This window comes from Pseudomonas sp. AU12215, assembly GCF_001675465.2.
Classification (GTDB): domain Bacteria; phylum Pseudomonadota; class Gammaproteobacteria; order Pseudomonadales; family Pseudomonadaceae; genus Pseudomonas; species Pseudomonas nitroreducens.
Genome location: NZ_MACM02000141.1, coordinates 179917 through 200222 on the forward strand (window position 1 = coordinate 179917; position 20306 = coordinate 200222).

16 protein-coding genes are annotated in these 20306 nt (G+C 65.6%); 5 read left to right on the forward strand and 11 right to left on the reverse strand.

The window, feature by feature from the left end; all coding sequences use genetic code 11:
* Positions 1-2: 2 nt before the first annotated feature.
* Positions 3-542 (reverse strand): (2Fe-2S)-binding protein, encoded by a 540-nt coding sequence (locus tag A9513_RS20855; protein ID WP_065085483.1) that lies wholly within the window; start codon positions 540-542, stop codon positions 3-5.
* The gene (locus A9513_RS20860; RefSeq protein ID WP_054906504.1) at positions 535-3366 is read right to left on the reverse strand and encodes a xanthine dehydrogenase family protein molybdopterin-binding subunit; all 2832 of its coding nucleotides are present in this window, start codon (positions 3364-3366) and stop codon (positions 535-537) included. Before A9513_RS20860 ends, A9513_RS20855 begins: the two co-directional genes overlap by 8 nt.
* 332 nt (positions 3367-3698) lie before the next feature.
* On the opposite strand from A9513_RS20860, the gene A9513_RS20865 reads away from it, so the two are divergent.
* Positions 3699-4910, forward strand: a complete 1212-nt coding sequence (locus A9513_RS20865; RefSeq protein ID WP_024764768.1) for an MFS transporter — start codon at positions 3699-3701, stop codon at positions 4908-4910.
* A gap of 83 nt (positions 4911-4993) precedes the next feature.
* Here A9513_RS20865 and A9513_RS20870 read toward each other — a convergent pair whose 3' ends face one another.
* The 3 genes from A9513_RS20870 to A9513_RS20880 are packed head-to-tail and all read right to left on the reverse strand — an operon-like array spanning position 4994 to position 7604.
* The gene (locus A9513_RS20870) at positions 4994-5143 is read right to left on the reverse strand and encodes a DUF2474 domain-containing protein (protein ID WP_037007166.1); all 150 of its coding nucleotides are present in this window, start codon (positions 5141-5143) and stop codon (positions 4994-4996) included.
* An 11-nt stretch (positions 5144-5154) separates the two neighbouring features.
* Positions 5155-6162, reverse strand: coding sequence for a cytochrome d ubiquinol oxidase subunit II (cydB, locus tag A9513_RS20875; protein ID WP_024764767.1), 1008 nt, complete (start codon positions 6160-6162; stop codon positions 5155-5157).
* 2 nt (positions 6163-6164) lie between these two features.
* The gene (locus A9513_RS20880) at positions 6165-7604 is read right to left on the reverse strand and encodes a cytochrome ubiquinol oxidase subunit I (RefSeq protein ID WP_065085484.1); all 1440 of its coding nucleotides are present in this window, start codon (positions 7602-7604) and stop codon (positions 6165-6167) included.
* 474 nt (positions 7605-8078) lie between these two features.
* Here A9513_RS20880 and A9513_RS20885 point away from each other — a divergent pair, with 474 nt between their 5' ends.
* From A9513_RS20885 to A9513_RS20895, 3 genes are all read left to right on the forward strand, one after another.
* Positions 8079-8858 (forward strand): MetQ/NlpA family ABC transporter substrate-binding protein, encoded by a 780-nt coding sequence (locus tag A9513_RS20885; protein ID WP_065085485.1) that lies wholly within the window; start codon positions 8079-8081, stop codon positions 8856-8858.
* A gap of 118 nt (positions 8859-8976) precedes the next feature.
* Positions 8977-10167 (forward strand): PLP-dependent aspartate aminotransferase family protein, encoded by a 1191-nt coding sequence (locus A9513_RS20890; RefSeq protein WP_065085486.1) that lies wholly within the window; start codon positions 8977-8979, stop codon positions 10165-10167.
* 19 nt (positions 10168-10186) lie between these two features.
* A complete protein-coding gene (locus A9513_RS20895; RefSeq protein ID WP_065085487.1) occupies positions 10187-11146 on the forward strand; it encodes a sigma 54-interacting transcriptional regulator in 960 nt (319 codons plus the stop codon).
* 58 nt (positions 11147-11204) lie between these two features.
* Here A9513_RS20895 and A9513_RS20900 read toward each other — a convergent pair whose 3' ends face one another.
* Positions 11205-11540, reverse strand: a complete 336-nt coding sequence (locus A9513_RS20900; protein WP_024764762.1) for a hypothetical protein — start codon at positions 11538-11540, stop codon at positions 11205-11207.
* A 773-nt stretch (positions 11541-12313) separates the two neighbouring features.
* Here A9513_RS20900 and betT point away from each other — a divergent pair.
* Complete coding sequence (betT, locus tag A9513_RS20905; RefSeq protein WP_141678468.1) at positions 12314-14272, forward strand: choline BCCT transporter BetT; 1959 nt, start codon at positions 12314-12316, stop codon at positions 14270-14272.
* Between the two features lie 57 nt (positions 14273-14329).
* Here the strand turns inward: betT and A9513_RS20910 are convergent, their stop codons facing one another.
* The 5 genes from A9513_RS20910 to tauA all read right to left on the reverse strand — a co-directional run bounded on the left by A9513_RS20910 (position 14330) and on the right by tauA (position 20267).
* On the reverse strand, positions 14330-16369 hold the full coding sequence (locus tag A9513_RS20910; protein WP_024764761.1) for an OPT family oligopeptide transporter: 2040 nt from the start codon (positions 16367-16369) through the stop codon (positions 14330-14332).
* A gap of 240 nt (positions 16370-16609) precedes the next feature.
* Positions 16610-17446: a taurine dioxygenase gene (gene tauD / locus A9513_RS20915; RefSeq protein WP_024764760.1), complete on the reverse strand. Its 837-nt coding sequence runs from the start codon at positions 17444-17446 to the stop codon at positions 16610-16612.
* A 102-nt stretch (positions 17447-17548) separates the two neighbouring features.
* Positions 17549-18367 (reverse strand): ABC transporter permease subunit, encoded by an 819-nt coding sequence (locus A9513_RS20920; RefSeq protein ID WP_065085489.1) that lies wholly within the window; start codon positions 18365-18367, stop codon positions 17549-17551.
* The gene (locus A9513_RS20925) at positions 18357-19148 is read right to left on the reverse strand and encodes a taurine ABC transporter ATP-binding protein (RefSeq protein WP_037015270.1); all 792 of its coding nucleotides are present in this window, start codon (positions 19146-19148) and stop codon (positions 18357-18359) included. Before A9513_RS20925 ends, A9513_RS20920 begins: the two co-directional genes overlap by 11 nt.
* A 108-nt stretch (positions 19149-19256) precedes the next feature.
* Complete coding sequence (tauA, locus tag A9513_RS20930; RefSeq protein WP_065085490.1) at positions 19257-20267, reverse strand: taurine ABC transporter substrate-binding protein; 1011 nt, start codon at positions 20265-20267, stop codon at positions 19257-19259.
* Positions 20268-20306: the final 39 nt, after the last annotated feature.

Here is a 20306-nt window from a genome sequence, read left to right on the forward strand (position 1 = left end):
GCTCAACCCTCCTTGACCAGGCCGAGATCGGTCAGCACTTCGCGGGTGGCGTCGTAGTAACGCACGTACCCGGTGCAGCGACAGATGTGGTGGCCGAGGCTCGCCTCGATGGTCGATTCCAGTTCGCTCTTCTTCAACGGCTGGCGCTGGGCCTTCTCCACCAGCACGGTGGCGGCGTTGACGAAGCCCGGTGCGCAGTAGCTGCACTGGAAGGCGAAGCGGTCGACGAACTTCTGCTGGATCGGGTTCAGTTCCTTCACCGAACCGTCTTCCTCGCGCTTGGCGTGGCCCTCGATGGTGCGCACCTTCTTGCCTTCGAAGTAGTGCGCGCCGGTGATGCAGGTGCGCACTTCCTCGCTGGTGCCGTCGGGGTTGTCGACGATCACCACGCAGGCATGGCAGATGCCCTGGCCGCAGCCCAGGCGCGAACCGGTGAGATTCTGGTATTCGTGCAGGTAGTCGATCATCGGCAGGTCCTCGGGAACCTCGACCGGACCGACGGTTTGACCATTGATGGTCAAGTTGAGCGGACGCTTAGCCATTGAGGGCCTCCTTGATGCGAGCGGGGGTGATGGGCAGGTCGCGGACGCGCTTGCCGATGGCGTGGGCCACGGCGTTGCTGATGGCGCCGACCACCGGGATCATCACCACTTCGGCGATGCCCTTGGACGGGTCGCTGGGCGAGAGCGGCGGAAGGATTTCCGAGCTCTGCTGCCAGACGGCCACGTCCTTCGCCTTCGGGAGACGGTAGCGGTTGAAGTTCCAGTCGCCCTCGCCCGGGCCACCCTCGTACAGCGGCATGTCTTCCAGCAATGCGTGGCCGATGCCCATGGCGGTGCCGCCTTCGATCTGGCCTTTCACCAGTTCCGGCACCAGCACGCGGCCACACTCGATCCAGCTGTGATGGTTGAGCACACTGACTTCGCCGTTGCCCTTGTTCACCTTCAGCTCGACGATGGTCGCCACCGGGCTGTAGTAGGTCACGGCGGCGTTGTTCAGCTGCACCGGCGGATAGGCCACGTTCTGGCGATCCAGCAGGTGGAAGCCGGCGCTGTTCATCTGCGCCTTCTTCACACCCGGCGCGCCGTCGCCGTACTTCACGGCCAGGGCGTCCAGCGGCAGGCGGTCGCGCACGCCATCGATGACGTAGTCGCACTCCGCCCAGCTCCAGCGGTTGAAGCCGTGGACGGTGGCGCCAGTGACCAGGCCCTTCTCGTGGGCGACCTGCGCCAGTTCGGCGAACGACAGTGGCTGCAGGCCGTTGGCGGTGAGCTTGCCGTCGACCCAGTGGGCGTCCTCGCGGCGCACCACCAGCGGGTTGGCGGCGCCGTTGAACGGGCCGCGACGCCAGATTTCCAGGGCCGCCGGCCACAGGCCGTGGTTGAACAGCACGCGTGCCGCTTCGCGGGTGGCGTGGCTGAAGTAGTAGGCCGAGTTGGTCGCCGACGACGCCGAGGCGTACTTGCCGACCCAGCGCGGATTGCGCAGCTTCTCGTCCTGGGTCGGCTGGCTCATGGTGTAGGGGTCTTCACCGCTGATCAGCTGCAGTTCCGGCCACTCGGTTTCGGCGGTCTTCATCTCGTCCGCCGGCTTGCCGAGGAAGTCGGCTACCACCAGCGCCTGGGAAGTGGACATACCGGTACCGATCTCGATGCCGATGTGGCGCATGTGCACCTTGCCGGTGGCATCGAACTCGATGCTCGCCATGGGCGCTTCCGAGCCGGTGCCGAAGTCCTTCTGGCAGATGGCGAAGCCGACGCCGTACCAGTGGTCCGGGTCCTTGGCGTCCATCGACTGCTTGCGTGCGTCGCGGGTCTTCCACCACTCGTGGGCAGCGGCCTTGTCGAGGATTTCGTGCAGGCGCAGCGCACCGGCAGGGATCGCGCCCTGGGTGTTCTTCATGCCCGACTTCAGCGCGTTGACGCGGCGCAGTTCGATGGCGTCCACGCCCAGGCGACCGGCGATCTCGTCCACCATCATCTCGGTGGCGGCCATGCTCTGCAGGGTGCCGTAGCCACGCATGGAGCCGGCCTCGACGGCGCGGGAATGGTAGGCGGTCACCTGCAGGTCGTTCTGCGGCATGTAGTAGATCGACTGCGCGGCGGTGGCGCCCACGGCGGCCACGGACGGGCTGTAGTTGATGCGGCCGCCGCCGTCCACGCTCATCTCGGTGCGGAAGATCTTGAAGGTCATGTCCTTCTTGTCCACCGCGAGCTGGTAGCGGATGTCGAACGGGTGGCGCTTGATGCCGCTCTGGAACTGCTCGTAGCGGTCATTGGCCAGGCGCACCGGTACACCGTTGCCGTACAGCGCAGCGAGGGCCGCGTAGTAGACGAAGATGTTGTGGTCCTTGGAGCCGTAACCCACGGTGTAGCCGGGGTGCATGTTCAGTTTGGCCAGGCCGAAGCGCGACGGGGCGATCATGTGCGCCGTCTCGTAGGCCGCCTCGAACGGGCACTGGGTGGCGACCACGAAGTGCAGGGTCTTGCTCGCCGGGTCGTACCAGCCGTTGCCGTTGTCCGGCTCCATGGCGGCCGGCTCGATGGACGGGGTCTTGTAGCGTTCGTCGAAGACCAGCCAGTTCTCCGGCGGGTTTTCGATCTGGTCCTTGATCTTCTGCGCGTAGAACAGGCCCTGCTCGGTGAGGTCACCGTGCTGGTTGGGCTGCTGGTTCCACACCGGTTTGCGCTCGCGGATCATCGGGAAGAGGATCGAGTCCTTGAGGCTGGAAAACTCGTCCGGATCGGCCGAAGTCGCCCCGCCCACACGCACGTAGCGGAAGCTGCCGTAGGGGTCGCCCTGGTACAGCGGGGCCTGCGCACCGTAGCGGATCGCCTTGTCGTTGAACTTCATCTTCAGCTTGGCCTGACGGAAGCGCTCGAAGTCGTTCCAGATCAGGATCGCCACCGGGTGGCCAATGAACATCGGCACCTTGCCGCGCGGCAGCAGCGGGTCCGGGGCATGGGCTTCGGGGAAGACGATGCCGTCCTTGTCCAGGTCCTCGGCGGTGACGATGCGGTCGGGCTGCAGCTCGGCGCCCAGCCAGGCGAGGTCGATACCGTCGAAGATGCGGTCGGCCTTGATGGTCTTGAGCAGCATGGCGTGGCCCTGCTGCTGCGGCCAGCCGGGCATGTCCTTGGAGCGGATGTCGCGGGCGAACACCTTGTTGCCGCAGACCTTGGACAGCGCATCGTTACGGAAGCGCGCCTTGCCGTCGTGGCCCATCCACTGCTGCGGGGAGACGGTGACGGAGTTTTCCATCAGGGCAGCGAAGGCCCGGCTGCCGAGCGGCGCCATGGTCACGCTGACACCGGCAATCAGCCCGCCCTGCAGGAAGGCGCGCCGGGAAATATCACGGTTGGACATGGTTCATCCTCTGGACGGTGAAGGCCCGCCCATGTCGTTTTTTCGGTGCTGGAGAGAGTTCGGAGGCCGCGGAATCGCGGGCGTCTCGGGGATGGCGCCGGAGGAAAGATCCTGCAGGAAAACCTGACTCTTCTGTCAACTTTAACGCACCTCAATAGTGCGAAGCAAAGTCAATCGGACAGCTTGTCGCGGAGATGAAAATTTTAGTCGACGGGTCGAGACTATTCGCCAATAGCAAAAACCCTCGGCGACAAGCGGGAAAGTGTTACGCCGTGCTACGCTGCATGGCCCTTGCTTAGCCTCCTAACGAACCTTCCAGATAAGCCTCCAAGATGACCGCCGAAGCCACGTCCCTGCTGCGTCACCGCCCTTTTCTCGCCTTCTGGCTGGCCCGCGTCTGCACCGCCAGCGCCTTCCAGATGATCACCGTGGCCATTGGCTGGCATATCTACGAACTGACCCACAACGTGCTCGACCTGGGCCTGGTCGGATTGGTGGAATTCACCCCGCGCGTGCTCTTCATGCTGCACACCGGTCACGTCGCCGATCGCTACGACCGCCGCCGCATCGCTTCGCTCTGCCAGGTCGGCCAGGGCCTGATCGCCGTGGCGCTGGTGGTGGGCGCCAGCACCGACAACGTGACCCGCGAGATGATCTTCGTGATGGCCTTCCTGCTGGGCACCGCGCGGGCCTTCGAGATGCCGACCACCCAGGCGCTGCTGCCGAACATCGTGCCCACGGCACTGTTCCCCCGTGCCGTCGCCGCGTCCGCCTCGGCCATGCAGGCGGCGACCATCGCCGCGCCGGCGTTCGGCGGCTTCCTCTATGCCTTCGGCGCCTTCTGGGTCTACACGCCCACCGCAGTGCTGTACTTCATCGCCTGCACCCTGGTGCTCACCCTGCCCTCGCGCCAGGCGCCGGCCGCCCAGGGCAAGGCCACGCTGGAGTCGCTGCTGGCGGGCATCCGCTTCATCCGCAGCCGCCCGGACATCTTCGGCGCCATCTCGCTGGACCTGTTCGCCGTGCTGCTGGGCGGCGCCACCGCACTGCTGCCGGTGTTCGCCAAGGACATCCTACTGACCGGCCCCTGGGGCCTGGGCCTGCTGCGCTCGGCCCCGGCGGTGGGCGCACTGCTGATGTCGTTCTGGCTGGCGCGCTTCCCCATCGAGCGCAACGTCGGGCGGATCATGTTCGCCGCCGTGGGCGTGTTCGGGGTCACCACCATCGCCTTCGGCCTGTCGACGTCCTTCTGGTTCTCCCTGGCGGTGCTGGTAGTGCTGGGGGCGGCGGACATGATCAGCATGGTCATCCGCGGCGCCTTCGTGCAGCTGGAAACCCCGGACGAGATGCGCGGCCGGGTCAGCGCGGTGAACGGCCTGTTCATCGGTGCCTCGAACCAGCTGGGCGAATTCGAATCCGGAGTCACCGCGCACTGGCTCGGCACGGTGCCGGCGGTTGTACTCGGCGGCGTCGGCACACTGGTCGTCACCGGTGCTTGGATGAAGCTGTTCCCCACCCTGGCCAAGCGCGACAAGCTGCACTGAAAAAAATCCCCCGCTGGAAGCACCGGCGAGGGATGTGGGAACGGGCGCCGGGGGACGGCGCCCGGATGGGATCGATTGCGCGGCTAGTGCGGCGTGCCCAGCCCCGCCGCGCTCATGAACAGGCGCATCAGCCAGGCTGCGACGCCCAGGCCGGCGACGCTCAGCGCCCAGATCAGTACCAGCCAGCCGAGCCGCTTGCGCAGCGGCGCCTTCTCCTGCTCTTCATGGGTCATCACGCGCACCTCTAGTGGTAGCCGTCGCCGTGCTTCACCTTACCGCGGAACACGTAGTAGCTCCACGCGGTGTAGACGAGGATGAAGGGAATGATGAACAGCGCGCCCACCAGCATGAAGCCCAGGCTCTGCGGCGGCGCCGCGGCGTCCCAGATCGACATCGACGGCGGGATAATGTTCGGCCACAGGCTGATGCCCAGCCCGCTGTAGCCCAGGAAGATCAGCGCCAGGGTGAGCAGGAACGGCTTCACATGGTCATTGCGCGCCACCGAGCGCAGCAGGCTGTAGAAGGTCAGCAGCACCAACAGCGGCACCGGCAGGAACCAGAACAGGTTCGGCAGGCTGAACCAGCGCTGGGCGATGTCCTCGTGGGCCAGCGGCGTCCACAGGCTGACGATGCCGATCACTGCCAGCAGCACCAACGCCAGGGGCTTCGCCAGGTCATGCATGCGCTGCTGTAGAGGCCCCTCGGTTTTCATGATCAGCCAGGTGCAGCCCAGCAGGGTGTATGCCACCACCAGGCCCAGGCCGCAGAACAGCGGGAACGGTGCCAGCCAGTCCAGCGCGCCGCCGGCGAAGGCGCGGTTTTCCACCGGGATGCCCTCGATGAAGGCCCCCAGCGCCACGCCTTGGAAGAAGGTCGCCACCAGCGAACCGACGATGAACGACTTGTCCCAGATGTGCCGTTTCGCCGGCCGGGCCTTGAAGCGGAACTCGAAGGCCACGCCGCGGAAGATCAGCCCCATCAGCATCAGGATCAGCGGCAGGTACAGCGCCGAGAGTACCGCCGAATAGGCCACCGGGAAGGCGCCGAACAACGCCGCGCCGCCCAATACCAGCCAGGTCTCGTTGCCGTCCCAGACCGGCGCCACGGTGTTCATCATGACGTCACGGTCGCCCTCGTCCTGGCAGAACGGATAGAGCATGCCGATCCCCAGGTCGAAGCCGTCCATCACCACATACATCATCACGCCGAAGATGATGATGATCGCCCAGATCAGCGGAAGGTCGATGCCCATGCTCAGTTCCTCCCTGCCGGACTGTCGGTTTCATCGTCGTCGAGGCCCTCGGCGGTCGCCGACAGCGGCCGCGCCGGAGTGCGTTGCTGGCCGGCGCCACCCTGGCTGGTTTCGCGCCCCTCATGGGTGATCGGGCCCTTGCGCACCAGGCGCATCATGTAGCCGATGCCCACGCCGAACAGCGAGAAGTACACCACCACGAACATCACCAGGGTGATGCTCATCTGCGTCACGCTGTGGTTGGACACCGCGTCGCTGGTACGCATCAGCCCGTAGACCACCCACGGCTGGCGACCGATCTCGGTGGTGAACCAGCCGGCGAGGATCGCGATCAGGCCGGACGGCCCCATCCACAGCACCAGCTTGAGGAAGGCGCGACTCTCGAACAGCCGCTTGCGCCAGCGCAGCCAGGCGCTCCACAGGCCGACGAAGATCATCAGCATCCCCAGGCCGGCCATGATGCGGAACGACCAGAACACGATGGTGGAATTGGGCCGGTCGGCCTTCGGGAAATCCTTCAGCGCCGGGATCGGCTCGGTCAGGCTGTGATTCAGGATCAGGCTGCCGAGTACCGGAATCTCGATCTTGAAGCGGGTTTCCTCACGCTCCATGTCCGGCCAGCCGAACAGGATCAACGGGGTCGGTTCGCCGCTGCTGTTATCCCAATGGCCTTCCATCGCGGCGATCTTCGCCGGCTGGTGCTTCAGCGTGTTGAGGCCGTGGGCGTCACCGACCATGGCCTGGATCGGCGCGACGATCAGTGCCATCCACATCGCCATCGAGAGCATCTTGCGGATCGCCGGGTTGTCGCGGCCACGCAGCAGGTGCCAGGCCGCCGAGGCGCCAACGAAGAAGGCGGTGGCAACGAACGAGGCGATCGCCATGTGCAGCAGGCGATAGGGGAAGGACGGGTTGAAGATGATCGCCACCCAGTCCACCGGCACCACCACGCCATTGACGATCTCGTGGCCCTGCGGGGTCTGCATCCAGCTGTTGGAAGCGAGGATCCAGAAGGTCGAGATCAGCGTGCCGATCGCCACCATCACCGTGGCGAAGAAGTGCAGGCCGGGGCCGACGCGGTGCCAGCCAAAAAGCATGACGCCGAGGAAGCCGGCCTCGAGGAAGAAGGCGGTCAGCACTTCGTAGGTCAGCAGCGGGCCGGTGACGCTCCCGGCGAACGCCGAGAAGGCGCTCCAGTTGGTGCCGAACTGATAGGCCATGACGAGGCCGGAGACCACGCCCATGCCGAAGTTGACGGCGAATATCTTCGACCAGAAGTGATAGAGGTCGCGGTAGACCTCCTCCTGGGTCTTCAGCCACAGCCCTTCGAGCACTGCCAGGTAGCTGGCGAGGCCGATGGTGATGGCAGGGAAGATGATGTGGAAGGACACGGTAAAGGCGAACTGGATCCGGGCCAGGTCGAGCGCCTCTAATCCGAACATGACGATTCCTCTTCAGGCTGACGCCCACCCCACGGAGGGTCGGCACCGTACCTTGCGCATGCGCAGGGCGTTCTTGCGTGATGTCTGTGTTGCTTGATGGATCTTTTTCGAGCCGCCGATCTCCTGTCGGTTCGGGTTTCTTTTGCCGCCCAATCAGAATGGACCGCCATCCGCATTGACGCCGCTCAAGAAAACGACTCGATTTTACGCGTGCCCGCGGCGCGGGCTGGAGTGGTGGGTTGCCGCGCGACGGGGTGTCGCGCGACAGGATGTCTCATCCGATCAGGCCGTTCGATATGAACAAAATCGAATATGAAAATGAAAAATTAATATTTTATTGGAATAAAAAAGCCGGGTAACTTTCGTCTCAACCGCTGCCAAGTGAGCTGCGGAACTAGAATCCACCGCCCGTACGAAGGCCCCATCCCGGCCGGCCCGGACGCCAGCGGTCATCTGCCCCACAAGGACATCGCAATGAAAAAGCTGCTGCTTCTGACCGCCCTCGCCGCTGCCTTCAGCACCTCTGCCTTCGCCAACGAGAAGCTCGTTGTCGCTGCCACCCCGATCCCCCACGCCGAGATCCTCGAGCTGATCAAGCCGACCCTGGCCAAGGAAGGCGTGGACCTGGAGATCAAGGTCTTCACCGACTACGTGCAGCCCAACGTGCAGGTCGCCGAAAAGCGCCTGGATGCCAACTACTTCCAGACCAAGCCGTACCTGGATAACTTCAACAAGGGCAAGGGCACCAACCTGGTCACCGTGACCGGCGTGCACGTCGAGCCCTTCGGCGGCTACTCGAAGAAATACAAGTCCATCGGCCAATTGCCGGACGGCGCCACCGTCGCCCTGCCCAACGAAGGCAGCAACAGCGGCCGCGCCCTGCTCCTGCTACAGAAGGCCGGCGTGATCAAGCTCAAGGACCCGAGCAACGCCCTGGCCACCCCGAAAGACATCGCCGAGAACCCCAAGCACCTGAAGTTCAAGGAGCTGGAATCGGCCCTGCTGCCGCGCGTGCTGGACCAGGTCGACCTGGACCTGATCAACACCAACTACGCGCTGGAAGCCAAGCTCAACCCGGTGAAGGACGCGCTGATCCTCGAAGACCGCAACTCGCCCTACGTGAACTACCTGGTGGCGCGACCGGACAACAAGGACAGCGATGCGCTGAAGAAGCTCTCCGCCGCCCTGACCAGCCCGGAAGTCAAAGCCTTCATCGAGAAGAAGTACAACGGCGCCGTGGTGCCAGCCTTCTGATCCGTCGCCCGGCCATCCGCCGGGCGCAACGACTCCCACGCTGGGCGCGCCCTTGGCGCACCCGCTTCAACGCCGGTGGGCAGGTTCCACCGGCGTTTTTCTTTCCCAAGGACTTGCCATGAGCGACCACGCCAAAGGCCCTTCCACCCGCGCCGTACACAGCGGCCACGACGCCGACCGGCGCATGGTCACCCGTGCCAAGAGCCAGCCGATCTACCAGAGCTCGGTGTTCGTCTACGACTCCCTGGAGCAGGTCGACGACTTTCTCGCCGGCAACCCCGACAACTACATGTACACGCGCATCGGCAACCCCAACCACAGCGCCGTGGAGGAATTGCTGCGCGACCTGGAAGGCGGCGAGGACGCGCTGTTCTCCGCCTCCGGCATGGCGGCCATTTCCGCCGCGCTGCTCGGCGTGCTCGGCGCCGGTGATCACCTGATCGCCAGCCGCGAGCTGTACGGCACCACCCAGAGCCTGATCGAGAAAGAGCTGACACGCTTCGGCATCGCCTCCACCCTGGTCGACCTCAACGACCTGGCCGCGGTGAAAGCGGCGATCACCCCGACCACGAAACTGATCTACACCGAGACCGCCTCCAACCCGCTGGTGCGCGTGAGCAATGTCCCGGCGCTGGCCGATCTCGCCCACCGCCAGGGCCTCAAGCTGGTGGTGGACAACACCTTCCTCTCGCCGGTGCTCTACCAGCCGCTGCGCGATGGTGCCGACCTGGTGATCCACAGCACGACCAAATACCTGAACGGCCACAGCGACGCCATGGGTGGCGCACTGGTCGGCGACGCACAATGGATCGCCGCGGCGCGGCGTTTCCAGATCAACGCCGGCGGCAGCGCCAGTCCCTTCGAGAGCTGGCTGAACTTCCGTGGCGCGAAAACCCTCGCACTGCGCATGCGCGCGCATTCGCAGAACGCCCAGGCACTGGCCGAGGCCCTCGAGGCGCACCCGCAGGTGGAGCGCGTCTACTATCCCGGCCTGCCCTCGCACCCGGACCACGCACTGGCGCAACGCCTGTTCCGCAAAGGCCACTCGGGCATGCTCAGCTTCACCCTGAAGGGCGGCCTGGACCAGGTCGACGCGCTGATCGGCGCGCTGCAACTGGCCGCCTTCGCCCCGTCGCTGGCCGGTGTCGCCAGCAGCATCACCCACCCCGGCAAGACCTCGCACCGTGCGCTGTCCGCCGAGGCGCTGACCGCGCTGGATATCCACGACGGCACCATCCGAGTCTCGGTGGGCATCGAGGACAGCGAGGACATCGTCAGTGACTTCCTGCAGGCGCTGGACGCGCTGTAAGAGCAGAAGGAGATTTTCCATGAACGCCCCCCACGCACCGCTACCACTGCTGACCTTCCCCGACGCCGACAAGAGCCCGCTGAGCATCCGCGCCAAGGCGCTGGTGTTCTTCGACCCTCGCTCCCACGAAGTGCGCGACGAGGTAGAGCGCCTGGCGCCATTGCCGCAACCGGTGCTGATCCATGGCGAGACCGGCACCGGCAAGGAGCTGCTGGCCCGTCACATCCACCGCGCCAGCGAGCGCCCCGGCCTGTTCGTCGCGGTGAGCTGCAGCGCGCTGAGCCGCAACTACGCCGACGCCGAGCTCTTCGGCTACGCGCCAGGCGCGCACAACGGCCCGGTGGGCAGCCGCGCCGGCTGGTTCGGCTCGGCCAATGGCGGCACCCTCTATCTCGACGAGATCGCCGACCTGCCGCTGTCGCTGCAACAGAAGCTGCTGCGCGTGCTGCAGGAACGTGAAGTGCTGCGCGTCGGCGCGCGCGAGCCGGTGCCGGTGGACGTGCGTCTGGTCGCCGCCACCAGTATCGACCTGGGGCAGGCGGTGAAGGCGGGGAAATTCCTCGAAGGACTGCAGCAATACCTGCACGACGGCAACCTGACCTTGCCGCCGCTGCGCGAGCGCATCGGCGATATCCAGCCGCTGGCCGAGTACTTCCTAGGCGTGCACGCGCAACGCCTGGAACTGTCGGTGCCACAGATCGCCAGCGACACCCAGCGCGCGCTGGAAAGCTATTCGTGGCCGGGCAATATCCGCGAGCTGGAGAACGTCATCCACTTCGCCTTGCTGGTCAGCCCGGACGAAGAGATTCGCCCGGAGCACCTGAATTTTTCGGGCGGCGCGGCCGGGTCAGGCGGCGTAGCGGGGCCAGGCGGGAAAACGGAAGTGAACGAAGCGGCACTGGAGCGCCTGGTGCGCCAGCCCGGCGTCGAGGCGCAGTTGCGTGCGCTGCTGCAACGCCTGGAGCGCGAGCGCGGCTGATGCCGCGCTGTAGTCGCCAGCGCGACCCGAAGGGCCGCGCACGGGCGACGGGGCAGTCTTACTTGGTGGCGGTGTTGGAGTGCGCGACCACTGGAGTGCACGACGGGTTGGTCAGCTTGGCCGGATCGGTCAGCAGGCCCGGCATCATGCGCGAGGTGCAGTTGAACACGCGGCCTTTGGTGGTGGTGGCGACGTAGGAGAGTTCCTGGCCACCCAGGGCGTCCGGCTGACCGGCTTTGACGTCGCTGACGACCAACTCGTCGGAGGAAGCCAGACCGATCATCTGGGCGGTGGCGGCCTGCAGCGGAACGATGGCCTGGTTGGTGGTCATGGTCTGGCAGCCAGCCAGCGAAGCGAAGAGTGCAGTGGCAAGGGCGATGCGTTTGAAGTCCATCTCGATGATGCTCCCTGTTGGTGGTTTTTTGTCCTGCCGGGGGAGACTAACGGAATCAACAAGTCAATCGCCATAGCCGATTCACAAGTTTTTCACGAAAAACTGCACACTCGTTCAAGCTTCCAGACTTGAACCCGCTCTATTTCGGCGATTGTGCTAAGGGAATACCTGTTTCTCGCCGTTGACAGCCGTCTATCGCGTAAAAGCCAGAGCCTGCGCTGAACCGTTTCACCTTTGGCGACGAATGGTCGCAGTGAAAGGCCGGGCCGACCCGCAGGTCGGCAGGAGGGAATCCTGAGCAAACAGTCAAAAACATGACTATTACTCGCAAATATCGTAAAAATCAGTCTCATCGACCATATCAATACCTGCCATCGAGATCATTCACTTCTTTTTGTCACAATCTTCAGGGAAAATGGCTAACAGGCGGTCGGGACCCATTTTCCCCGGCGCCATTGGAGACTATCGTGACCAGCTTTGCCGCTCTTGCTAACTTCTTCGCCGCCACCGCTTTCCTGACTGCGCCCGCGAAGGCCGACCCGGAACGCCGTGAGATCCGTGAGGCGAAAAAGAACCGCCGCAAGTAAGCAGTACCCGCTCCGCTCGGCCCTTTTGACAGGGCCGGCGGCGGGACCATCGGTCCCGCCGATTGGCTTTCCAGGGCCATCCCGTGTTTTCATTGAATGCTTGTTCAAGGAAAAGTCAGAGGGACCCCGCCCGTTTTGTCCGTTGCACAATCGCCCCCGTCCGTAACACCCTCACCCTCCATGCGCATGAACCCACCGGTCTTCTACGGTGCGGCCGCGCTGATCCTTCTCTTCGCCCTGATCGTCATCAGCCAGCCCCAACGGGCCGGTGAATGGCTGCTCGCCGCACAGTCCTGGGCCGCCGATACCGTCGGCTGGTACTACCTGCTGGCGATGACGCTGTACCTGATCTTCGTGGTGGTCACCGCGCTTTCCGGCTACGGAAAGATCAAGCTCGGTGCCGACCACGACGAGCCGGAATTCAGCTACCTGTCCTGGGCCGGCATGCTCTTCGCCGCCGGCATCAGCATCACTTTGTTCTTCTTCTGCGTCTCCGAGCCGCTGACCCACTTCGCCCAGCCACCGCAAGGCGAAGCCGGCACGCCGGAAGCGGCGCGGCAGGCGATGCAGCTGCTGTTCCTGCACTGGGGCCTGCACGGCTGGGGAGTATTCGCCCTGGTGGCGATGGCCCTGGCCTACTTCGCCTACCGGCACAACCTGCCGCTGGCGCTGCGCTCGGCGCTCTACCCGCTGATCGGCAAGCGCATCAACGGCCCCATCGGCTACACCGTGGACTGCTTCGGCATCATCGCCACGGTGTTCGGCCTGGGCGCGGACATGGGCTTCGGCGTGCTGCAACTCAACGCCGGGCTGGACTTCCTGTTCGGCATCGCCCACAGCCATCCGGTGCAGATGACGTTGATCGCGCTGATGATGGGCGCGGCGATCCTGGTCGCTGTATCAGGCGTGGACAAGGGCATCCGCCTGCTCTCTGACATCAACATGCTGCTGGCCTGCGCGCTGCTGCTCTTCGTGCTGTTCGCCGGCCCCACCCAGCACCTGCTCAACACCCTGGTGCAGAACATCGGAGACTACCTCGGCAGCCTGCCGACCAAGAGCTTCGACCTCTACGCCTACGGCAAGGACGGCAGCGACTGGCTGGGTGGCTGGACGGTGTTCTACTGGGCCTGGTGGATCGCCTGGGCGCCTTTCGTCGGGCTGTTCATCGCGCGCATCTCGCGCGGGCGGACGATCCGCGAGTTCGTCTTCGGCGTGCTCTTCATCCCGCTGGGCTTCACCCTGGCGTGGATGTCGATCTTCGGCAACAGCGCACTGGATCAGGTACTCAACCATGGCTTCAGCGAACTGGGCCGCGTGGCCATTGCCGATCCGTCCATGGCGCTGTACCAGATGCTGCAGAACTACCCCGCGAGCCGTGTAGTGATCGCGGTGACGGTGCTGGTCAGCTTCGTCTTCTTCGTCACCTCGGCGGACTCCGGCACCGTGGTGCTCTCCACGCTCTCCGCCCACGGCGGCAACGCCGACGATGACGGCCCGAAGTGGCTGCGGGTGTTCTGGGGCGTGGCCACCGCGCTGGTCACCGGCGGCCTGCTGTTCGCCGGCAGCATCGATGCGCTGAAGTCCGCAGTGGTGCTGACCTCGCTGCCCTTCTCGCTGATCCTGCTGCTGATGATGTGGGGCCTGCACAAGGCGTTCTACCTCGAATCCCAGCGCCAGCGCGCGCGCACCCACTCCCTGGCGCCACCGCCCTCGGCCAAGCCCGGCGGCTGGAAGCGGCGTATCTCCCAGGCCGTGCACTTTCCCACGCGGGATGAGGTGTACCGCTTCATGGTCGATGTGGTCAGCCCGGCGATCGCCGAGGTCTCCGAGGTCTTCCGCGAGAAGGGCCTGCAGGTGGAATCCGATCTCGACCTGGGCAACCTGGAGCTGGTCCTGGAAATCGGCCACGGCGAGCAGCACACGTTCCTCTACCAAGTGTCGATGCGCGGCTACTTCACCCCGTCCTTCGCCCGCGCCGGCATGGGCGGCCTGCACCTGAAGAACCGCCGCTACTTCCGCGCCGAGGTGCACCTCTCCGAAGGCAGCCAGGACTATGACCTGATGGGCTACAGCAAGGAGCAGATCATCAACGACATGCTCGACCAGTACGAGCGGCACCTGCAGTTCCTGCACTTGGTACGTTGAACCAGGCTGAAACGAGAAAGGCGCCCACAGGCGCCTTTTTCACATCACGGCGATGGATCAGCCGCGTGCGCCGCCCAGCACCTTGCGGTAGAACAGCACGCAGATCGCCACGAAGACCACCAAGCCAAGCCACTGCGCGGTGTCCTCGAAGCCGCCGCCGACCAGCGCCAGCGGTGCGTCCGTGCCAGTGGTGCCGATCACGGCCGCCAGCAAGATACCCATCAGGCTCTCGCCCACGATCAGGCCCGAAGCCAGCAGCACGCCACGGCGCTTGGGCTCGTCGGAGTACTTCTCCACATCCTTGCCGGCGGCTGCCGCGCGCTTGGCCAGCGCCGTTTCCAGCAGCCAGGCGATCACCGCGCCGACCACCAGGGTCATGCCGATGGTGGGCGGCAGGTAGATGCCCAGGCCGACGGCGAGCACCGGCAGGCTGGCCTTGCCGGTGCGGCGCAGCAGCACATCCACCAGGATCAGCGCGATGCCCAGCGCCACGCCGATGAGGATCATGTTCCAGTTCAGCGCGTTGTGGAAAATCCCGCTGGCGATGGCGGTCATCAGCGTTGCCTGCGGTGCAGCCAGGGCGGCGTTCGGGTCCATGCCCTCGCGCGGCAATGCGCCGGTGAAGCCATAGGCGTTGAACAGCAGCTCCAGCACCGGCGGGATCACCAGCGCGCCGACCAGGCAGCCGACGATCAGCGCCACCTGCTGGCGCCACGGCGTGGCGCCGACCAGATAACCGGTCTTCAGGTCCTGCAGGTTGTCGTTGGAAATCGCCGCGATGGCGATCACCACCGAGGTGGTGAACAGCGCCAGGGCAATGGCGAGCTTGCCGCCCTGCTGGTCGAGGAAACCGGTCTCCAGCGATCCGACGCCGAGAATCAGCAGCGACACCAGGATCACCGCGATGATGCCGATGCCGGAGATCGGGCTGCTCGACGAGCCGACCAGGCCCGCCATGTAGCCGCAGGCGGCGGCGATCAGGAAGCCGAAGAAGAAGGCGAAGATCACGCAGACCGCCACCAGTCCCCAGAAGCCGACGCCCTTCAGGTCCGGCGCGGCGTCGCTGAGGAAGTAGGAGAAGACCACGAACAGCGCTACCAGCAGGAAGCCGGCGATGGCGACTATCCATTTGGCGGAGAGGTCCTGCTCGGTGCGCAGGTCGCTGGCTTCGCCGCGGCCGCGCACGGCACTGAGCGACGACCAGACGCCCTGCACCATGGGTTTGAACAGCGTCGCCAGGGTCCACAGTGCGGCGATGCCGATGGTGCCGGCGCCGAGGAAGCGCACCTGGCTGCTCCACAGTTTGGTGGCCAGCTCCGGCAGCGTTTGCCCCGCCGCCAGCACGCTGTTCACCGAGAGCAGCGGCACGGCCACGCCCCAGGCGATGACCACGCCGATCAGGATGGCGATGCCGGCGGTGATGCCCATCAGGTAGCCGGCGCCGACCAGCGCCAGGGAGAAGCCGGTGGACAGGCGGAACGCCGCCTGCCCGGCGGTGATCCAGAAGCTGAAGCCTTCGGCGAGCACCTTGAAGCCACTGCTGAACAGGCTGAAGGCCGCCGCGACCACGCCGCCGGCAAGGATGTCGCGCAGGCCCGGGCCGCCGGCTTTCGCGGGCTTGCCGGCCTTCTCCTCTTCCTCGTCCTGGCTGCCGACACGGAGGATCTCCGCCGCCGCCACGCCCTCGGGGTAGGGCAGGCTGCTCTGCACCACCATGACCCGACGCAGCGGGATGGTGTAGAGCACGCCGAGGATGCCGCCGATGGAGCAGATGGCCGCCGTCTGCCAGAACGGGAAGCCGCTCCAGTAGCCGATCATCAAGAGGCCCGGAAGGATGAAGATGATCGAGGACAGGGTGCCGGCCGCCGAGGCCTGGGTCTGCACCATGTTGTTCTCGAGGATGTTGGAGCCGGAGAAGTAGCGCAGCACGGCCATGGAAATGACTGCCGCGGGAATCGACGAGGCGAAGGTCAGGCCGACCTTGAGGCCGAGGTAGACGTTGGAAGCGGTGAACACCACGGTGATCAGCGCGCCGAGGATCAGGCCGCGAACCGTCAGCTCGGCGAGGTTGGACTCGTCGGGAATCCGTTCTTGCATGTAGGCAGTCTCTTCATAAAGCGCAACTGCCAAAGCGTAGGACAGTGCGCCAGCCGCCGCGACCCAGAATGGCGACGAATGCGGTCTGCCGTGCGGCTTTGTTGCCTTAAGTCACGGGGATGAAGGGAAATTGCCCCTGCAGGAGCGAGAGGGACGCCCAGTCCTTGCTCGCGAACCGCACAACACCGACACACCGATGAAATCCGTTCGCGAGCAAGCTCGCTCCTACAGAAGAGCCGGTCAGAACGGTTTGTCCCCGAGAATCGTCGCCCGGTGCATCACCCGCCGCTGCGGGCGGTAATCATCCACCGCGTAGTGCTGGGTCACGCGGTTGTCCCAGAAGGCCACGTCGTTTTCCTTCCAGCGCCAGCGCACGGTGAACTCAGGACGCGCGAAGTGGGCGAACAGCAGGTCGAGAATGGCGCGGCTTTCCGCCGGCTCCAGCTCGTTGATGCGGGTGGTGAAGCCGTCGCTGACGAACAGCGCCTTGCGCCCGGTGACCGGGTGCGTACGGATCACCGGGTGGCTGCGCGGCGGGTTCTTCCTCCGCGCCTCTTCCAGCCGCGCGCGATCCGCGTCGGTGGCACCGAAGCGCTCCTGCGGGAAGGACTTGCTGATGTCGTGGGTCGCGGTAAGGCCGTCGAGGAGTTGCTGCAGTGGCTTCGACAGCGCCTCGAACGCCGCGATGCCGCTGGCCCACAGGGTATCGCCACCGTAGGGCGGCAGCTGCTTGGCGGCGAGCACTGCGCCCAGGGCCGGGGTTTCCAGGAAGGTCACGTCGGTGTGCCAGATAGCGTTGTCGCGCACATCGGTGACGGCGGTATCGAGGACGATGACTTCGCGCTGTTCCGGCGAGCTGGGGTAGATCGGGTGGATGTGCAGGTCACCGAAGCGCGCGGCGAAGTTCGCCTGCTGGCTCGGCGTCAGCGGCTGATCGCGGAAAAACAGCACGTGGTGATCGAGCAGGGCCTGCTCGATCTGGCGCTGCGCCGCGTCGTCCAGCGGATCGGCCAGGCGCACGCCGGAAACGACGGCGCCCAGGGCCGGGCTGATGGGTTCGATGCTCAGGGTGGTCATGTTCGTGTTCTCTCGTGAGGTTCACGGGAAGAGGCGTGCTCTGCCCTGTCCCTCACCTGCGTGGTGAGGGCGTCGGATCAGTGTTCTCGAAGAAGGAAGCGGTTATTCCCAGGAAGCAAACCGTTTCTGCAGCCAGCGCAGCCCCAGCTCGAAGCTCAGCGCGATGGCGGCGATCAGCAGGATGCCCAGCACCACCACGTCGGTGGCGAGGAACTGCGCGGCGGACTGCACCATGAAGCCCAGGCCGCGGTTGGCGGCGATCAGCTCGGCGGCGACCAGGGTCGACCAGCCCACGCCCAGGGCGATGCGCAGGCCGGTCAGGACTTCCGGCAGCGCGCTGGGGAGGATGACGTGACGCACCACCTGCAGGCGGCTCGCGCCCAGGCAGCGCACGGCCTGGATGCGCGACTTGTCCACGCGGCGGACACCGGCGGCAGTAGCGATCAGCAGCGGGGCGAACAGGGCAAGGTAGATGAGCAGCACCTTGGACAGCTCGCCGATGCCGAACCAGATGACGATCAGCGGCAGGTAAGCCAGCGGCGGCACCGGGCGATAGAACTCCACCAGCGGATCGAACGCCGCGCTGACCAGCGGATTGAGGCCCATCAGGATGCCCAGCGGAATCGCCGTCAGCACCGCCGCGCCCAGCGCCAGCAGCACACGCATCAGGCTGGTGCCGACGTGTTGCCACAGCGAGGCGTCGACGTAACCTTCGGCCAGCACGCGCTGGAAGGCCTCCACCAGTTGCTCCGGGGCCGGCAGGAACAGGGTGTCGACCCAGCCCAGATGCGTGGCCAGCCACCAGAGCACGAAGACGCCGACGATGCTGCCGGCGGCAGCCCAGCGGCGGTAATCACCCGGTACGCTGCGGGATTTCGGCGCGGCGGCGGGGAGTTTGGCGGCGAGGGTTTCAGTGGGCATGCTCGGCCTCCGGTTCTTCGAGGAACTCATCGAGAAGCAGTTGGCGCAGACGCGCGAATTCCGGGTCGGACTTGATGCTGCGCACCGGCTCGCCGGCGGCGTAGCGGCGGGCGAAGTCCAGCGACAGGCGCTTGACGATGCGCGCCGGTGGCCCGTCCATCACCACCAGGTCAGTGGCGAGGAACAGCGCTTCGTCGACGCTGTGGGTAATCAGGAACAGGCCCTTGCCGGTCTTGCGCCACAGGTCGAGGGTCAGCACCTGCATGCGTTCGCGGGTCAGCGCGTCGAGCGCGCCGAAGGGTTCGTCGAGCAGGAGGAAATCCGGTTCCACCGCCAGTGCGCGGGCGAGGCCCAGGCGCTGCCGCTGGCCGCCGGAAAGTTGCGAGATGCGGTAGTCCGCGTGCTCGCCCAGGCCCACCAGCTTCAATACTTCGTGGGCACGGGCATTGCGCTCGGCAGCGCCGACGCCGCGAATGCGCAAGCCCAGGGCCACGTTGTCCAGGGCGTTGAGCCAGGGCATCAGGGCGTCATCCTGGAACACCACGCCGCGTTCGCCGCCAGGACCTTCGAGGGTCCGGCCATCGATCTGCACGCGACCGCTGTCAGGCGCCTGGAAGCCCGCGAGCACGTTGAGCAGGCTGGACTTGCCGCAGCCGGACGGGCCGAGCACCACCAGGGATTCGCCCTTGGCCAGGCTGAGAGTGAGGTCCTGCAGCACGACGCGCTCGCGTCCGCGCTGCTGGAAAGTGAGGCTGACCGCCTCGGCCGTCAGACGGCTCATGTTCTGCCCTCCGTAGGGTGAGAAAGGGATGCTGCGGTGCCAACCCTCCGCCCAACCCTCTTCCTGGAAGGGAGAGGGTTGGGGAGAGGGTGCCCCGCTGCAGGTCGATCAGCGCTGCCCCACCTGCACGCTCTCCGCCTGGCGCACGTATTCCGCGCTGACGTAGGGCGAGTAGTCCTTGAGTACCGAAGGCACGCGCTTCTGCTCTTTCAGGAAGGCAGCGGTGCCAGCGATGTCCTTGGCGGTGCCACCACCCAGCAGCGCGGAAGACAGCTGCGCCTGGGACTCGGGGAAGGCCGAACCGGCCAGCAACTCGGGCACGTCCTTCGGATCGGCGCCGGTCAGCTTGGCGATCTTCTTCACCTGTTCGGAATCGGCGGTCCACTCGGCCTTGTGGGCGTTGTAGTCGGCGAAGGAGTCCAGGCTGACCTTGGCGAACTTGGCGATGACTTCCGGGTGCTTCTCGGCGAAGTCCTTGCGAGCGACCCAGACCTCGAAGGTCGGTGCGCCCCACTTGCCGACTTCGGCGGCGTCGGTCAGTACCTTGCCGGATTTCTTGATCTCGCCCAGGGCGGGCGACCAGACGAAGGCGCCATCGATGTCGCCACGGCGCCAGGCGGCGGCGATCTCGGTGGGGTTGAGGTTGACGATCTTCACTTTGCCGGGGTCGATGTTCCAGTGCTTGAGCGCGCCCAGCAGGCTGTAGTGCGAGGTCGACACGAAGGGCGTGGCGATGGTCTTGCCGACCAGGTCCTCGGGCTTCTCGATCTTGCTGCCGTTGCGCACCACCAGGGCCTCGGCGGCGTTGATCTGCGCGGAGACGATGAAGGCGACGATCGGCAGGCCACGGGAAGTCGCGGCGGCCAGCGGGCTGGAGCCGAGGTTGCCCAGTTGCACGTCGCCCGAGGCAATGGCGGCGACCACTTCCGGGCCGCTGTTGAAGCGGCGCCAGTCGAGCTTCTCGCCGATGACTTTCTCGTAGGTACCGTCGGCCTGGGGCACCTTGGTCGGGTCGATGCCGGTCTGGTAGCCGAGGGTGATATCGGCCTGGGCGGCGCCAGCGACGCCGACCAGGGCAAGCGCGGCCAGCAGGCGGCGCGGGGCACTGATGTGTTTCATGTGGAGCTCCTGGAAATGCGTACAAAGGCGGCCGGCCGG

Bases quoted from the DNA above. Each gene is read 5' to 3' on its own strand.
- A9513_RS20855 (WP_065085483.1), bottom strand. From the start codon at position 542: ATGGCTAAGCGTCCGCTCAACTTGACCATCAATGGTCAAACCGTCGGT.
- A9513_RS20860 (WP_054906504.1), bottom strand. From the start codon at position 3,366: ATGTCCAACCGTGATATTTCCCGGCGCGCCTTCCTGCAGGGCGGGCTG.
- A9513_RS20865 (WP_024764768.1), top strand. From the start codon at position 3,699: ATGACCGCCGAAGCCACGTCCCTGCTGCGTCACCGCCCTTTTCTCGCC.
- A9513_RS20870 (WP_037007166.1), bottom strand. From the start codon at position 5,143: ATGACCCATGAAGAGCAGGAGAAGGCGCCGCTGCGCAAGCGGCTCGGC.
- cydB (WP_024764767.1), bottom strand. From the start codon at position 6,162: ATGGGCATCGACCTTCCGCTGATCTGGGCGATCATCATCATCTTCGGC.
- A9513_RS20880 (WP_065085484.1), bottom strand. From the start codon at position 7,604: ATGTTCGGATTAGAGGCGCTCGACCTGGCCCGGATCCAGTTCGCCTTT.
- A9513_RS20885 (WP_065085485.1), top strand. From the start codon at position 8,079: ATGAAAAAGCTGCTGCTTCTGACCGCCCTCGCCGCTGCCTTCAGCACC.
- A9513_RS20890 (WP_065085486.1), top strand. From the start codon at position 8,977: ATGAGCGACCACGCCAAAGGCCCTTCCACCCGCGCCGTACACAGCGGC.
- A9513_RS20895 (WP_065085487.1), top strand. From the start codon at position 10,187: ATGAACGCCCCCCACGCACCGCTACCACTGCTGACCTTCCCCGACGCC.
- A9513_RS20900 (WP_024764762.1), bottom strand. From the start codon at position 11,540: ATGGACTTCAAACGCATCGCCCTTGCCACTGCACTCTTCGCTTCGCTG.
- betT (WP_141678468.1), top strand. From the start codon at position 12,314: ATGAACCCACCGGTCTTCTACGGTGCGGCCGCGCTGATCCTTCTCTTC.
- A9513_RS20910 (WP_024764761.1), bottom strand. From the start codon at position 16,369: ATGCAAGAACGGATTCCCGACGAGTCCAACCTCGCCGAGCTGACGGTT.
- tauD (WP_024764760.1), bottom strand. From the start codon at position 17,446: ATGACCACCCTGAGCATCGAACCCATCAGCCCGGCCCTGGGCGCCGTC.
- A9513_RS20920 (WP_065085489.1), bottom strand. From the start codon at position 18,367: ATGCCCACTGAAACCCTCGCCGCCAAACTCCCCGCCGCCGCGCCGAAA.
- A9513_RS20925 (WP_037015270.1), bottom strand. From the start codon at position 19,148: ATGAGCCGTCTGACGGCCGAGGCGGTCAGCCTCACTTTCCAGCAGCGC.
- tauA (WP_065085490.1), bottom strand. From the start codon at position 20,267: ATGAAACACATCAGTGCCCCGCGCCGCCTGCTGGCCGCGCTTGCCCTG.